The sequence below is a fragment of the Bradyrhizobium sp. MI1.10 genome, assembly GCF_055811035.1.
Genome location: NZ_JBVVPN010000079.1, coordinates 1 through 16,171 on the forward strand (window position 1 = coordinate 1; position 16,171 = coordinate 16,171).

The 16,171-nt window shown below is 58.4% G+C and carries 7 protein-coding genes, 2 pseudogenes and 1 other annotated feature; of the genes and pseudogenes, 4 read left to right on the top strand and 5 right to left on the bottom strand.

Annotated features, from left to right (window positions below):
• Positions 1–234 precede the first annotated feature (234 nt).
• Positions 235–347 (bottom strand) — a sequence feature (AL1L pseudoknot).
• Between the two features lie 1,020 nt (positions 348–1,367).
• On the bottom strand, positions 1,368–2,606 hold the full coding sequence (locus AC0L3K_RS38675; protein ID WP_204513589.1) for a cytochrome P450: 1,239 nt from the start codon (positions 2,604–2,606) through the stop codon (positions 1,368–1,370).
• Positions 2,607–3,015: 409 nt separating this feature from the next.
• Here AC0L3K_RS38675 and AC0L3K_RS38680 point away from each other — a divergent pair, with 409 nt between their 5' ends.
• From AC0L3K_RS38680 to AC0L3K_RS38690, 3 genes are all read left to right on the top strand, one after another.
• A complete protein-coding gene (locus AC0L3K_RS38680) occupies positions 3,016–3,342 on the top strand; it encodes a GcrA family cell cycle regulator (protein ID WP_259219365.1) in 327 nt (108 codons plus the stop codon).
• Positions 3,343–4,775: 1,433 nt separating this feature from the next.
• The gene (gene hemN / locus AC0L3K_RS38685; RefSeq protein WP_473368027.1) at positions 4,776–6,128 is read left to right on the top strand and encodes an oxygen-independent coproporphyrinogen III oxidase; all 1,353 of its coding nucleotides are present in this window, start codon (positions 4,776–4,778) and stop codon (positions 6,126–6,128) included.
• 1,623 nt (positions 6,129–7,751) lie between these two features.
• Complete coding sequence (locus tag AC0L3K_RS38690) at positions 7,752–9,107, top strand: carbohydrate porin (RefSeq protein WP_473368028.1); 1,356 nt, start codon at positions 7,752–7,754, stop codon at positions 9,105–9,107.
• Between the two features lie 639 nt (positions 9,108–9,746).
• On the opposite strand, the gene AC0L3K_RS38695 is transcribed toward AC0L3K_RS38690, so the two are convergent.
• The 3 genes and pseudogenes from AC0L3K_RS38695 to AC0L3K_RS38705 all read right to left on the bottom strand — a co-directional run.
• Positions 9,747–10,676 (bottom strand): TauD/TfdA dioxygenase family protein, encoded by a 930-nt coding sequence (locus AC0L3K_RS38695; protein ID WP_259219364.1) that lies wholly within the window; start codon positions 10,674–10,676, stop codon positions 9,747–9,749.
• Positions 10,677–11,411: 735 nt separating this feature from the next.
• The gene (locus tag AC0L3K_RS38700; protein ID WP_473368029.1) at positions 11,412–12,374 is read right to left on the bottom strand and encodes a pectate lyase family protein; all 963 of its coding nucleotides are present in this window, start codon (positions 12,372–12,374) and stop codon (positions 11,412–11,414) included.
• Between the two features lie 552 nt (positions 12,375–12,926).
• A pseudogene (locus AC0L3K_RS38705) lies at positions 12,927–13,147 on the bottom strand (transposase); the annotation flags it as partial.
• Between the two features lie 260 nt (positions 13,148–13,407).
• On the opposite strand from AC0L3K_RS38705, the gene AC0L3K_RS38710 reads away from it, so the two are divergent.
• Entirely contained in the window at positions 13,408–14,622 is a 1,215-nt protein-coding gene (locus AC0L3K_RS38710; protein WP_473368030.1) for an IS110 family RNA-guided transposase, read from the top strand.
• 312 nt (positions 14,623–14,934) lie between these two features.
• Here AC0L3K_RS38710 and AC0L3K_RS38715 read toward each other — a convergent pair.
• Positions 14,935–15,935 (bottom strand): annotated as a pseudogene (locus AC0L3K_RS38715) (IS256 family transposase); the annotation flags it as partial.
• Between the last annotated feature and the right edge of the window lie 236 nt (positions 15,936–16,171).

A 16,171-nucleotide genomic window follows, 5' to 3' on the forward strand; every position in this document is an offset into this window, starting at 1 on the left:
GAACAGGTGGCCGCCTTCGATCGGAATGCATGGTCGCGTTCAATCGGAATCCCTGGCCGCAATCCCCGGAATCCGCAGTCCGGAGCGGTTCGATCCCAACGTGATCGACCGGAATGCCCTCGAGGCCGCCGTAAACGCGTTGTACGACACATGGAAACCGCGGCGACGCGCTACGCGAACAAAATAGACGTCAAGCGTCATTCAAAAGGGCCGCAGCGCTACGCTTACGGTCGAGGGGGCGATCGGCAACATCTTGCAGATCGGCTCGACCCCATGCCCCGCACGATCATCGTCGATGCGATCATGGCTTGGACCGGCGGCCGAGCTCCGCCGTCGCAAAATAAGCGCTTGCCTTACGCAGGATCTCGTTGGCTGGCGAAGCTCGCGTTCTTCCGTTCCAGAGCCTTGGGCTTCTCGGCCAGCTCGGTCGGAACGCCGGCCCGCTGCCCACTGTCGATCTCAACCTTCTTGACTCAGTCATGCAAGGTCTGCGCGTGCAGCCAATCTTGGCCGCAATGGAAGTCACCGTCGTCCAGCGCGACCTGTGCTCGTTGGCCTGATACAGAGCTATACGAACCCCTCGGGCTCGGGCTCGGGTGAACATTTGTCGTCGTCTTGCTTGTCATGGCTCCACCTTCTCAAGACTTGGAGCCTCCGCCAAACCCGCGGCGGCGGTTCAGATGGGCGCTCAATCCTGCAAGCGCTCAAACGCTGACGGCACGATTGAGTGAGTTTTGCTGTCAAGATGCTCTGGTCTACTCAGCTTCTGGCGGAGCGATCCGTTTGCAACCACGAGAGCACAAAACGAGGATGCCCGCCGGAACGCGGCGAACTGTCGCTCGATCTTGCTGGAAAAGTGCGCCGTGCCCCGAGACCAGCAGGAATTATGCGGCTCATTGAATAACAATGCCGAGATTGGCCAGAAAGGGAAGCGGAGCGGCGATTGCCGATCTCTATTCCTCGCCGCAGAGGTCGTTCATGGGCAGTCATGATCTTGTCTCCAGCAGTTTCCTCGGGCTGACCGCAGCCGGATTTGCGCTACTCTGCTCGAGCCTGCTTGTCCTCGTCTTCACATGAAGTGAGCCCCCCTCGTATGGCCCGTCTGGTCATTCAGTTCATCGACTGGACGGACTGCTTCCCGAGACTTTGAACGCTGGCACGGCTCCTGCAGGCCGTGAAGAGTATCGTAGCCGCCCGGCCAAAATCCTCGACACGATAGCGGCCTCTGCCCGCAACCTTCGAAACAACCGTAAGCCCGTCACGCAACGCCGGTGAACTTTACCTAGAGAACTGTCTCCAGAAAGTCGTTGGTCCTAACCGCCGGCTCTGAACGGCATGACAGTGTTGAAGGTCGGCCGCAGCCGAGACTAACCTGGGATCTGCACCGGCAGTGCGGAATAACCGTGCACAAAATTCGATTGAACTCGCTCCGGTTCGCCGACCACATTTACCTCCAAACATCGATTCAGCATCTCCTCCCACAGGATTTTCAGCTGCAGCTCGGCAAGGCGCCTACCCACGCAGCGATGAATCCCAAATCCGAAAGAGAGATGTTGCCGTACATTTTCCCGATCGATGATGAAGCTGTTGGCTCTCGCAATGACCTCGTCATCTCGGTTGCCAGAGATGTACCACATCACAACTTTGTCGCCTCGCCTGATTCGCTTGTGGCCTATCGTGAAATCATCCACAGCGGTCCGGCGCATGTGTGCAATGGGCGTTTGGTATCGTATAATCTCGGATACCGCGCCGGACACCAACGAAGCATCATCCCGGAGTTTTCGCATTTCGGATGGATTTTGGCTCATGAACAAGACGCCCCCCGTAATTGAGTTGCGCGTAGTATCGTTACCTCCAACAATCAGCAGAATGAGGTTCCCCAGGAACTCGCGGGGCTCCATGTTTCGGGTCGCCGGTGAATGCGCCATCATCGAGATCAGGTCACCGCGCGGCTCACAATTGATCCGTTCGCTCCAAAGCCTCGTAAAATAGTCCAGGCACTCCGACAGCACCACCTTTCGCTTTTCCCAGCTGTCGATCTGGTCGCCCATTTGTGGGGTCAAGGCAGCTACGTCCGACCAGTAGGTCAGCAACCACCGATCCTGAAATGGAAAATCGAACAGCGTGGCCAGCATTTGGGTCGTCAACTCGATCGAGACCCTGTCGACCCAGTTGAAGGTATCGTTGCGCGGCAAACCGTCCAAAATCTTCTGAACCCGCGAGCGGATCAAGCCTTCAAGGTTTGCCAAGTTCTCCGATGCCGCTATCGGACTGATAGTCTTACGCTGCTGAGCATGGAGAGGAGGATTCATTTTGATAAAACTGGGGGTCCAATACTCCTCCGGAGGGTCGACTATTGTGACGCTTCGCTCTGATGAGAATGTTGTGTGATTTGAGTCCACGGCTATGATGTCGCGGTATTTTGTTATCGACCAATATGGTCCGTATGGGCTGTTTTCGCAATAATGGACGGGATCTTCCCTTCGCAGCCGCTCGAAATAAGGCCAAACGGTATCATCCTCGAAGCGCTTGGGTTCGCTTACATCAAGGCGGCTCAGCGGGATATCAGTGCTCTCGCAGGCGCTTTCTGCCGATAACGCTGTCATGATTGTCTCGCTGACATTGGCCTGCACTTTTGCTGGATCAGCTGAGTGCGCTGTCTAGAGTTCGCGGGGAAGCTCGCTCGAAACACGACGAGCTTGGGTGGTGCACTAACGATGTGTCACGCATGTTCATGGCTCGACTTCGCGCGAGCTCCGGAATCTGAAATCATGCTACGGACTTTGGTTCGGTCACTGTCGACGAAGAATAATGGAAAGGCGAGCGAAGTCCCCTATCAGGATTGGGAGGCGCGCGAACGCGTCCTTTGTGGTAGTCAACATCAAGCCGCAAGTACTCGCAGCTGTGGCACCCAGCCGCTTATCGTCATTTTCTCGGGCAGGCAGCCCCTTTGCCACTCGACCACTTACATTGCGCGAGGTGACGGACGTCCGAACTGGCAACAAAGTATCTTCCATGCGCTGGGATAGAAGAGAATTGGCACAGCTGAAACAGCTCTGGTCCGAGGGACAGAGCGCCGCGCAGGTCGCAGGTCATCTCGAGTGCAGTCGCAACGCCGTTTGCGGCAGGCTGACTCGGTTGGGTCTCACTCGAGGTCACAAGCCACCAACAGCAAAACCCAAGATTAGATCGGTCCCCAAGCGAGGGCCGACGTCGATGGCTGCCCGCCGCGATCGCGTCCGAAAGAAGCGGCCGCAAACGGCGCTAGAAACGCGGCCTCAGGAAATGAGCAAGCGGCACCTTTACGCAATCCTAGCTGAGGCGGTCAGGAATACCGTCTAGAGCTATGGGCGCCGCGATCTCCCGGGTCTAGGCCGCCGTAGTCGGTTCATTCGGGCTATTGGTTTCGCGCGATTTGTGCCTATCCGACGAACAGTGGCCTCCAGTAGAACGTTCGCGGCAGGAGGGATCGATCGTACATCAAGTCATCCAATTTCAAGAGGCCGGATGCGCTGAATTGGAGAGAAGAGAGCATTCCGCTTGTTGAGCCTCGTTTTCGGGTACGCGTTTTTGGGGAAGCGCCCGCCGTCCTCGTTTGCGCCGGTGTTCGGAACTTTCGGCACAACGCCGCGCCCAACGAACTACACGAGCCGAGTGAAGCCGCTTGATCCTCAACCACTTTCGATATCTGCGACCGACGTGTGGAGAGCTGGCCTGGGACTGAACACTCGGCAAATCATCGAGGTACGACGTGTCCGGGGGTGAGCCCGGTGGTGCTCCGACTGTGATCGGACCTTCCGGGTTTAGACGAAGGCGCGAGTTTCCTCGCCGGCTTCGATAGGTTTGAGCTGACCGCGGAGATGAAACGGAGGAAGGTGAAGCGGTGAGTACCAGATAGCTCCACTATTCGATCGCTCGCCCGTTCTCCCGAAAGAACCTCGTATAGAATGGCCTGTGGTCGGGCGACGCCATGCTTAGCGTTGGAGCGGCTTGACGAGCTGCCCTCGCGAGATATTGCCTGACGTCGCTTAAAAGGTCGGCTCCTGCGGTGCACAGACACACGAAAACGGCTAACACCAACGTAGGTGCCTTGACGTCTGTGCAAAACCGGCGGCGCCTCTGAGGCGGCCGGCTGTTCAATTGCACCCATCCGTTCTCGCTCACCTACCCGGCTCATTTCCTCACGCCAGCTGCGCGAGAGCCGCCGATAGAAACGTTTCGCTCGTAGCGATATTGCCGCCGAGTAACGGACGCATGAAAGGACTTCTTCTGCGAGGGACCCATGAAGACGCCCACCGACAATCCCTCCATTGGCGAATTTCACTACGTACCGGGACGGAGCCAAGCGGACGCATTATTCCTGGACCGATGGGGAATACGCACGCAGAATCAACTACCAACCTTGTCAGTTGATGGAGAATACGGGACCGTATCAATGTTGGTCATTGAACCTCGCACGAGTCAATCGTGGAGCAGTTCGAGCTCTAGCAGCATAAACGGCCCTGGTGGGTGTCTCGTTGCCAAAGAATAAGACTATCGAGGCGGACGAATTGGGGACCTCGCCGTGGCCGTGTTGATCCGAGTATCTCGCTTGCAGAACTTGTTCTCTGTGTCCGAGGGGAGCGGATTGTTATCCGACAGCGCGTTTCTTCGGCAGATCGGCCGTCACGCAAGCTCCCAATGCCTAGCGACAGTCCCGATCGCCCTTGGCAAGCAAAGGGATGCAAGACAATTCGCTTGCGACGGAAAACTTCGTAAACATGGGATAACAATCCTTGCAGACCTCGATCTTAAGCACGTATTACGATGCTCGCCTTCCGTGGTACACCATCTATCCAACTGTAGCCCAGTTCTCCAAAGCAGTCGGCGCCGACGCCTGTGAGAGATGGCTGCAGCATCTGCCGCTTGATCAATCGGTGTCGCTCTATTTCCACATTCCGTTCTGCCGATCGATTTGCTGGTATTGTGGCTTCGCTCGAAGCATCACTCGCCGGCATTCTCCTATCCTCGACTTTTTGGGGGTTCTTCGTAAGGAGATCGATTTGGTCGCGGCGCACCTTGCGCAACCGCTGCCTGTGAGCGACGTCCACTTTGGCGGCGGAACGCCGACCCTCATCGAGCCAACGGAATTCCGGCGGTTGATGGAGCTTCTGCGCCGCCGCTTTGCGATTTCGAACACGGCCGCCATTGCTGTTGAGATCGACCCGCGCACGTTCACGCTCGCCACATGCGAAGGGTTGGCGGCTGCCGGCGTGAACCGCGCGAGCCTCGGCGTCCAGAGCTTCGATCCAATTGTCCAAAAAGCCATCAACCGGGTCCAGAGTGAGGCACAAACCGAGCGCGTTGTCGAATCGCTGCGGCAGCATGGAATAATGCGCGTCAACTTCGACCTCATCTACGGTCTGCCAAGTCAGACGGTGCAGTCCTGCGTTCAGACCGCGACAACGGCGCTGGCCATGCGACCAGACCGGCTTGCGGTGTTCGGCTACGCGCACGTTCCTTCCTTCAAGAAGAATCAGCGCCTGATCGACGAGGCAGCGCTGCCAGACAGCCATGCCCGTGCAGAACAAGCAGCCGCGATGGCCAATACACTGACTTCAGCTGGCTACCGCCAGATCGGACTCGACCATTTCGCCTTGCCGGACGATGAGCTCGCGCTGGCGCAGAAAGCCGGTCGCCTGCGGCGGAATTCACTCGGTTACTCGGCCGACACCTGCAATAAAGTGATCGGCTTCGGACCGTCGGCGATCGGCCGGCTTGGCGAGGGTTACGTCCAGAACGAAGTTACAGCGGGGTCCTACAGCGGCCAAATCAACGCCGGCCGTCTGGCGACGTCAAGGGGCTACTGTCTCAGCCTTGAAGACCGCGTCCGGGCCGCGATCATTGAGCGGCTAATGTGCGATTTCGAGGTCGACGTGGCGGCAATTGGCGATGCTCATGGATTTGAGCCGGTGGGTTTCCTCGGTTCAGGCGAACGCTTGGCAATGCTCGCTGAGGATGGGATCGTCGAAATGGAAAAGGGATTCATCCGCGTGAGGCCGGAGCATCGTTTTCTCACTCGGGCTGTGGCAGCCGCATTCGATTGTTATCTTCGCGCCCCCCTCTGTTCAGACCAGCCAACGCAATGATTGGATGAAATGCATCACGTTTTGCTGCACGCGCAGGAAGCCTGAGGAATGCGTTCGCTCACCTGGCACACTCACAACCAGCTCCAAATCGGTCAACGACGCCGTGCGAAGCTGTGCGGCGGAGACTCGCCCTGGCCCGCGGCGCGAAGACGAGCTGGACGCACTGCTGCCGGGAATTGGACACTCCGACAACAACGCTCCTCGCCCAAGCAGCATGACCATACAAGTTTCATCCCATCACCGCCATTAGCCGTGTAGCCACGGACGTCGATGGGGACGATGACTGGTTGCGCGACGCCGCCAACCAACTGGAGATCGAGAACGGATCATCTTATGTCGTCGGAGATGATGATATCTCGGCGTTTAGGGGCTTCCGGATCGAAAACCCTGATCGAGCCCGTCGGGATGAACAAGGACATCTGACCCTTGGCTCCAGCGGTCGCAGCCGAAATACTGCGTGATACGGCGCAAAGTATAGTCGAGCGCAACAACTATAACCAGATCCGGCGGGATCACGGTTCTCGAAAAGATCGTTCCCCGTAAGAGCTTCGCGCGACGTGCATCGAAGCGACGCCTAGAATTCACCCGTCGACGCTGCCATACCGATCGGCCGTGAACGCCGGGGCGCTGTGGAGTCGAGCGACACATTAGCTGCGATTCGCGCAGCGACAGCCGACCTCCCGCTCAGTCAACTACCAAACCTAGCAATTGATGGAGACCACGGACACATGCCAGTCAGTGGCGGTGAAATTCGCTCGGCCGCATAAGAAGTCGCCACGCGATATAGATTTCATCGATCAATGGAGCTGATGGATGTTTTGTCTCGCCGTCCCCAGGTACCAAACTGTCTCCAATCGTGTTCTCCATCTTCCCATGAGAGCCACTCGAGAGTTTGTGGCGGCGAGCTTACGGGCCGTCAAGGATGTTAGCCCCTGCTGCCTGCCTGTGCTTCATCCCATCGGCCGAGCTGCGAGCGGCGTTTCTTGGATCGGGCGTGTTGTTGTGCGAGCTCCGCTATTGCCGCTGCTCTCTGTTCAAAACTATTTTCTTTCGTTTTGCCAGCAGGTTTGTCGCAAGGTCGCTGGGCTCCGTGTATCGGCCACCAATCTCTTGCTAGCGAACGCGCACACCGAGCCAGCCCGCCAATGTCGACACCCTGCAGCAGAAGCTCGCCTTCGATTAACGACCGAGCGACTGGGTCGTTTTGCGCTGTGTACCCACACGTAGGCCAAGCGGCGCCGCTGTGGTGATAGCGCGCAAGGCTGAGCGGTCTCGCTGACATAGATAGGCCACCTGGTGTCAAGCGTCACCCACCGCATTGAGGGGCAAGATTTGACATCCGCTCTAGGCCGTCAGTGGAAGTGCACTTTATTCAAATCGACGGACGCGAAAATCACCATGCATCATTGCGTTATAACGCAGCTATTCATGCAAGCGCACCCGGCTGGCGTTGTTGCTTTCATGTCTGGACCAACTGCGAAGCCAGGAAGTCGTATTGTCCTTTGTCTGATAGCTAGTCTCGCCAGCAGTTCGGCCGCGCGGAGTGGCGAGATCTCTGGCCCAAGAAGCCACAGCCCCGATGAGCTCGACGAGGCAACAAGCAGAACAATTTCGGATCCGGCCATGACATTCCGAAGCGGGCGGCCCAAGGGAGCAGCGCGCCTTTCTGGGAGCTTCCTGTCGAAAACAGCTACGTCCACGACAAAGCGCGACAGTGCCCTCGAGACTGCCAAGAGCGGAATCCAAACGCAGACCGATCCATTCGCAAAACTCGATAACCTCCGCGAAAAAGGTGGCGCGTTCACTGCTCCTGGTGCTGCGGACACGATAAATCAGGACGTAGCTTCTGTCAGATCCGAGCTTTCGGACCTCGGGATTGGATTTGCTGGCTGGACTCTAAACACGTTTGTCAACGATGAGCTCGGCAATGCCTCCAGAAGCACCATCGCCAATCAGCAATACGTTGGCCAGAATCCGACATTTAGTACGGTCAACTCGATGATCGTGACCTATGACCTCGCTAGGTTCGGCATTTCCGATGGCCAGATCGTGGTCGGAGCCGAGCATCAATACTGGACATGGAAGAGCGCCGGGCCAGACCGACTGGGACTCAATGCATTTTCTTACTATCAAACCTTCTTCGACAGGAAAATCGAGCTCAAAGTGGGCTATCTCAGGAACCAACATGAGTTTGCGGGCGCCGGCGACAAGGTGTTTGGACCCTCGTCGAAAATGCTTTTTCAAGCAGGCATAAGCAACAATTGGGCGCCAACGCCTGCTCTTAACCTCAAGTACAATTTTGATGATCGCTTATATAACAAGTTCTCAATCCAGCGCTCGGTCAGTCCAGCTGGTCAATATGCGCATGTAAGCGAGAATCCCACTGGCCTGAACTGGAGCACGCGCGACGCAGGCATTCTTTTGCTTGATGAACTTGCGTATAGGAACAAGCCTATTCCAGGTGTGCTGGAGACGTGGTTGCGGGCTGGCGCGGGCTTCAACAACAGCAGCTACACGGACCTAGGGCATCCGACGCAAGCAACAGCCAAGGCGAACACCGTCTACTACGTAGCTGCGGACAAGCAATTCTGGCAGTCTGCCGCCTACAGCTCGGCATCTCGCGGAATCTACGGCGGGTTCTCTGCGATGTACGCTCCGCCTGACCTGAATAGGGCTAGTCAGTATTACGAGCTTCGCCTGTATGCGAAAGGCCTATTTGACGGCCGGCCCACTGATCAGATGAGTCTTGTTGTCAGCAACACCATCTGGAGCCACTTCGCAGTGGACGCTGCAATGGCCAAAGAGCAGCTGGCGCACCGCGACAGCACGGCAATTTCGGGACTGTATACGGCCCATCTGGCGCCCGGGATATATACTACCGTAGGGCTGACGTACATCAATCACCCGACAAGCATTACCTACACGCCACAAACGGGACACGCCCTGAATATATTGGTATCTACGTCGGTGTTTTTTTAAGGCCTTGAGACTCGCATGAATTGGCAATGTAGTCGATATCACAATCGTCCTTTTTAACGGCTTGGGCCCACTCATCACGGCGATTTGGGTATCGCTGTGCTCCTGACGCGAAGCCGGGTACCGCGTAAACTTAGCCGTGATGTCCAAGGTAGTATGCTGTTGGGAATGGTAGGTTAGAGCCTTGCTGCTTCGTCTACGAGCGGTAGGCCGCGTCGTATTGCGCAAGATCTACACCCTCCGGCCGCGGAATTGATCTCTGGTGCTCATTTGTTCAATCGAATGCTGCTCTTGCGGCAGCCACATTGCTTCGCTGCCTCAGACTCGCGCTATTTCTGCCCGACGGTTGTGACGCTGGCCGAAAGCCGATGCACAAGGTCGGCGGACACGTATCCTCCGCGGCAAATCAAGCTGCCGCGGCCGGATGACTTGCGCTACTTGAATACTGAATCAATTTCCGCTGGCTTGAGATGAGCTTTCAGCATCTCACTTCAGCAAGGAGGTCGGCTCGCGAGTCTGCGGCGCGTTAGCCCCTCCCATCCAATTGCGCGCGGCGTTCTGCTCGGTGAACTTTTCTTCGCAAATATCTATTCGCGCGAACATGCGATAAGAGCAGTGCATTATCGATGAATTGCCGAGCTGCTAGGCAACTGTCGTGGAGGGGTATTTCGTCGACTTGAGGCGCGTTACACTGCATCGGCCATCGACGCTGACGGGCGCGTCACCATCGATTGTGGCACGATGAACCACGCGATGCTGATCACCGTAATCATTGACCGCATAATGCTGCGTTGCGCGGTTATCCCAGATCGCGACGTCGCCTTCTTTCCAGCTCCAGCGTACGGTGTTTTCGGGCGCCATGATATGGGACTGGAATAGATCAAACAGCTTCTGACCGTCGCGTTTCGGAATATCGACAAACCTTTGCACCAGATCGCCGAGCACCAGCGCGCGCTCGCCGGTGTCGGGATGTACACGGACCACCGGATGCTCTGTCTCATAAATCGTTTTGGTAAAGACTTCGTCAAAATGCTTCTGGTCGATTTCGCGAACACGGCAGGTCCCAGCGTAGTCGAAGGCGTTGCTGTGAACGGTCCAGAGTTCGTCGGCAAGCCGTTGGAGCGGCCGCGGCAAATCTAGGTAGGCGGCCACGGCGTTCGACCAAATCGTATCGCCGCCCGACGATGGGATCACAACGGCTCGCAGCACCGCAAGTTTGGGATACGCCGCGAGAAAGGTTCCATCGGCGTGCCATACATCCGCCCGGCTACCTCCGCGCGCGGAATCAAGCTCGATGATCGAGGTCGTTCCATTGATCGCACCGAGTGTCGGATGCGGCACCAGCTTTCCCAAACAAGCAGCAAAACGCTCTTGCTCCGGGTCGTCAAGATGCGCCTGATCGCGGAAGAAGATCACCTTGTGTTCGAGCAGCAAGCTGTTGATCGCAGCGACGGTTTTGCTCGGCAAATCACCCGAGAGCTTGATATTTCTGATTTCAACACCGATGCGCGCTGCGCGCTCGACGACGTCGGTCGGTGGAATGCCACTCTCGCTCGAAGCTGTTTCATTCATCGCGAATTTTTCCAGGTTTTGCGGATTCTTTACGCGGACGAGGGCGCGTGTCACTCGGTTTCGAAGGCGAACCTCGCGCTACGGGTGCTCTTGAGCAAGCACCATGCCAGACGGAAAACGGAGCTGTGAACGTCCGTCAGGTCGCGGATCGGATGATAATTCGAACAGTTTGCCATGAAGTCGATGCCGCCTCCCATCCTTTTCAACCCGACCCCACCAAAACCCGACGTAACAATCTGAGACGAGCGCCTAGGCCGGCGGCGAAAGGCATAGCGCGCACAATCGACAGGGATTCTAAAGCTCGGCACCCGAAGAAGGCCATACCGCCCGCGTGCAAGGTCCGGCATGCGTGCCGTTCTCGTCCAGTACGCGCCTTCTGGCCAACTATTTGCGGCAATCGGCCCAGTCTCGAGCCGCGTCTGCGAACGAGCTATCACCGGTTCTCAAGGTGTCCGGGACCTGCCCTGGCCGTGATCACTGCCGGAACATCCTCCGCTGAAAATGGAAGAGGAATAGATGACCTTGGAAGAGCTCCAAACGATTGAATTACGGTTTGATCCAGGCGAAAGCCGTTGATCCGCGGCACTGGGATCGCGATGTTCTCGATGCACCGACGTCCGAGCACGCTGAAGCAGATGCTCTGCACGGTCGCGCTGGCTTTGCCTAGGAAGCCAAAGATATGTCCACTACCAGTCTTTATAGGTGTTTCAATGTTGTCAAAGTAATTACCCTCGATCAGTGCTTGCACAGATGGTCCAGCGTCCACCGCATGGAAAATCCGCCGCTCTGTTGCGCATTTGTATTGTGGAAGTAATTGTTAGCGAGATGAATAATGCCCTGCGCACCGTCAATGTGCGGCGCCCGCCCCGAGATCTCATGGAAATAGTTATTTACGATGGTAATCGTCTGCGGGACACCGAGAAACAGGAGATTCCAATAGTGCTCTCCGTTACAATAGGAGGAATAGGTATCGCTGCCATCGAAGTCGTTCCAGAAAATCGTAATGTTCGTCGTCGGGCCAAAGCCGCCGGCAATCATCTGCCGCCCGACGTTATGAAACCGGTTGTGGTCGATCCAAACCAGGTCGGCTCGTGCAATTGCAATAGCATCGCCGGCAAATATCACGCCGCTATTGATATCACCGATGGTCAGGTTGCGAATAATGACGTTGCTGACCGCATTCAGGCGCAGCCCCTTCCCTTTCATTGTAGCGTTCGGGCCAACACCGATCACTGTCTTGTTTGAGCCGATTTCCAGCGGACGCTTACCGGCCCTGTCGAAGCCGACCAACATCTTCTCCTTCCCATCGCAATGCGCGTCGTTGCCATCCATAAGAAGAAGGGATTCACGCTTGTAAGGTGCCGAACAAGCACGGCCATATTGGCAACCCTGCCCTTCGCCTCGCCCTTCCGTGGCAGTAAAGTCTATAGTTCCTATTACCTGGATCTCACGCGGGGTATTGTTACTGCAGTACCCGAAGCTGTAGGAACGACACAGCTCATACGTCAGATCTTTGGCTGATCTGACCTGAACTACCTCGCCTCCAAGGCCGCCCGTCGCTCCAACGCCAAAGCCTTTGAGGGCTTCGGATCGCACATTGTTAGGTCCGAGCACGGACGAGACGCCGAGGACGAGAGCAATTCCGCCGAACACGCGTAACGAACGCCTGATGTGCTTCATCGTGTCGTTCACAGTCACATGCTCTCTCTGTTACGCGGAAATCCGCGAGGACCGGCTGAACTGGAACAGTCCATCAGCATGCGGCGTTAACGCCATCAGATCGTCCTCAATAAGGCAGCCTCGGAATATCGGAGCCATGCTACACGACAGTCGAAGTGTGCAGTCCCAGGCTTCCTACCAGCTGCGTGGATCTGGGTAGCCATTGGATAATCACAGCCGATGAAAGCAGGGGTCGATGCTTCGAGAGCCCCGTCAGAATCAAAGCAGGAGTCCCACAGCTCACCGTAAGGCGCCGTCAGCATCTCAACAAGATGCGACGGCCAATCGAGCGTTGATAGAGGACAAAAGTCCACGCATGGCGTCCCAGAGCTGTCTCAGATCGAGCGCTTGCATGGTGCCGGCGAGATGCATTGTTTAGGCTGTTCGGCGGCCATTCTGAAACGATTTTCCCAGTTCAACACAGATCCCCCTGACACGAAGATTCGAAATATCCTGGGCGAAAGAGATCGTGTCCCGTGGCGTGGTGTAGCTGGCGGCGGATCACCGCGTTTCCGGCGAGAGCCGGGTAGGTCAGCTGGCGAGAGCCGTGAGGCTGACGCTCGAATCATCGCGCAACGGCGACTGCTTCCATTGTCATAACGGGCACAGTGAACCGCCCATTCTTCGTTTCGTTCGAGCAGGATCGCGCCGATGAGGCGAACGACGGCGTCCTCGTTGGGGAAGATGCCGACCACCTCGGTCCGCCGTTTGATCTCACCGTTGAGACGCTCGATCGGGTTGGTAACCGGTATGAGAGTTTCTCGGTGCCGATGTTCCGCTGCGATATTCAGGATCGTAGCGTATGGTGCGACCATCGGGACAGAGGCACCGGGAGCACGAAAGGTGCGGGCAGGCCGATGCATTCGATGAGCCGCGAGCTCGAGTTAGTAGCTGGCCGCCTCTGCGACTCGCCCGGTTGCGCTGAGAGCGCGAATCCGTAGTTGTCGTGTCGCCCGTAGCTCCCGTTCTGTGGTCTGATTGGCAGGAGGTGCGAATGCGACGGGTGATTGGCATCGACGTCCACCGAACTTTCGGGGAGGTGGTGGTTTGGGAAGATGGCAGGCTCCGACATGCGGGCCGCATTGATATGACGCGGACTGCATTGGAAGGATTTGGCAAGACCCTGCTGGCCAGTGATGAGGTGGTGGTCGAAGCGACCGGCAACAGCATGGCGGTATCCCGGGTTCTGGCTCCGTTCGTGGCACGGGTGATTATCGCCAATCCGCTGCAGGTGAAGGCGATCGCCCAGGCTCACGTCAAGACCGACAAGATTGATGCCGGCACGCTCGCCAGTCTGCAGGCGGCGGGGTACCTGCCGCAGATCTGGACGCCTGACGCGGAGACGGAACGCAAGCGTCGGCTGGTGGCGCGGCGCTACCAGGTCGTGCGGCATCGCACGCGGCTCAAAAACGAGGTCCATTCGATCCTGCACGCGCACCTGATCCCGAAGTGCCCGCATGCCGATCTTTTCAACGGCCGCGGCCGGACGTGGTTGGCCGCCCAACCGTTGCCGGACGATGAGCGCGCAGCGATCGATCGGCACGTGCGCGAGCTTGACCGGCTGGCGGAAGATCTGGCCCTGCTCGACCGCGAGATCGCGCAGGACGCCATAGACGATTCCGCGGTCAACAGATTGATGACGATCACCGGCGTCAACTTGGCGGTCGCTGCCGGCATCATGGCGGCGATCGGCGACATAAGCCGGTTCAACAGCCCGCAGAAGCTGGTGAGCTATTTTGGGCTGAACCCGCGGGTGCGGCAATCCGGACTGGGCGCCGCTCATCACGGCCGCATCAGCAAGATCGGCCGCAGTCACGCGCGCGCCATGCTGGTCGAGGCGGCCTGGGCAGCGGCCAAGGCGCCCGGTCCGCTGCATGCGTTTTTCGTGCGCATCCGAGCCCGGCGCGGCCATCAGATCGCCGCGGTGGCCGTGGCCCGGAAGCTCACCGTGCTTTGCTGGCATTTGTTGACGAAGCGCGAGGATTACCTGTGGGCGCGCCCGGCACTGGTCGCCATCAAGACCCGCGCGATGCAGCTTCAAGCCGGACATCCGCAACAGAAAGGCAGCCGACGTGGGCAAGCGTATGCCTACAACATCAAGGCATTGCGCGACCGCGAGATGTTGATTGCCGCACAGGCGGAGCAAAGCTACGAGCGCTTGGTGACGCAATGGAAACCACGGCCAAAAACCGGCGCGCGGGCGCCTCAGGTCGGCAAGGCAAAATAGGGCAGCCTGGTGGCGCTTGCAGCCGATGCGCCACGCTTCGCCACGAGGTCGCCCGCGCCCGCCGAGGGTAATCCCGTCTGACGGCAAGTGCCAGCCAGGAATGTATTCCCGTTCCACGCCAGCATGCCGCCGTGCTCGGGCCGGTCAAGGCCAAGCCTTGCGGTGGCCGCAAACGCGGCCAGCCTTGACCGCCCCTGCGCGCGGCGGCTGCGAGATCGATGGCCGGGACGGAAGAATGGCCCGCGGCGCAGCCGAACAAAAGAATGGACGTACGCGATTTCTGCAATCGTCATCTCGGTCATGAACAAATCGCTTGTCCATCTCATCCGTGGAGTGCAGCTTGGTCCGGTGCTGCGGTGGGAAGGTCATATAGGCGAGCACGTCGGTCTCGGCCTCGTCGAGGAAGCCGGCGAGTTTCGGCAGCTTTGGCCGGAGCTGGTCGGCGACCTTGCGCCATTGAGTGCGGGCGGCCTCGGCATCGTCCTGGGCAAAGGCTGTGGCGATGAACGCGGAGACGACCCGCCGCCCGCTCTTGCCGGCATGCGCCAGCGCGTTGCGCATGAAGTGGACGCGGCACCGCTGCCAGCTGGCATTGAGCACCTTGGCTACGGTGGCCTTGATGCCCTCGTGGGCGTCGGAGACGACCAGCTTGACGCCGCGCAGGCCGCGGCAGGCGAGCTTGCGCAGGAACGCCGTCCAGAACGTCTCGGTCTCGGAGGGGCCGATGTTCATCCCCAGTACCTCGCGCCGGCCGTCGCTGTTGACGCCGACCGCGACGATCACTGCGACAGATACGATGCGGCCATTCTGGCGCACCTTCACGTAGGTGGCGTCGATCCACAGATACGGCCAGTCGCCCTCGATCGGACGGGCGAGGAAGGCCTTCACCTTGTCATCGATCTCGCCGCACAGCCGGCTGACCTGGCTCTTGGAGATGCCGGTCATGCCCATGGCCTGGACGAGGTCGTCCACCGAGCGGGTCGAGACGCCCTGCACATAGGCTTCCTGAACCACGGCGGTGAGCGCCTTCTCGGCCATGCGTCGCGGCTCCAGGAAGCCCGGGAAGTAGGAGCCCTTGCGCAGCTTGGGGATGCGCAGCTCAACCGCGCCGGCGCGGGTCTCCCAGATCCGGTCGCGGTAGCCGTTGCGCTGGGCCAGGCGTTCGGGGCTCTTCTCGCCGTAGGCCGCCCCGGTCTGGCCTTCCACTTCCAGCTCCATCAGGCGCTGGGCGGCAAAGCCGATCATCTCGCGGAGCAGATCGGCGTCGGGGTCTTCTCTACCAGCGTGCGCAGGTTCATCATCTCGTCGGTCATCGGTGGTTCCTCTGGTTGCGTTGGTGTGTCGCAACCCGATCCTACCGGAGAACTGCCGGTGACCACCGCAAAGCCGCCCGCCCGCTACGGCGCTATTGGGGGCGCGCGTTCGGGCGGCTTTGCTCTACCGAGCTACACCACCACCGGGGACATGACCCGATGTATGGTCCGGCCGCGCGTTGCAAGAGGTTTCGTCAACCTGGCAGATGCGGTCTTGCATCAATGTATCCGGCCTC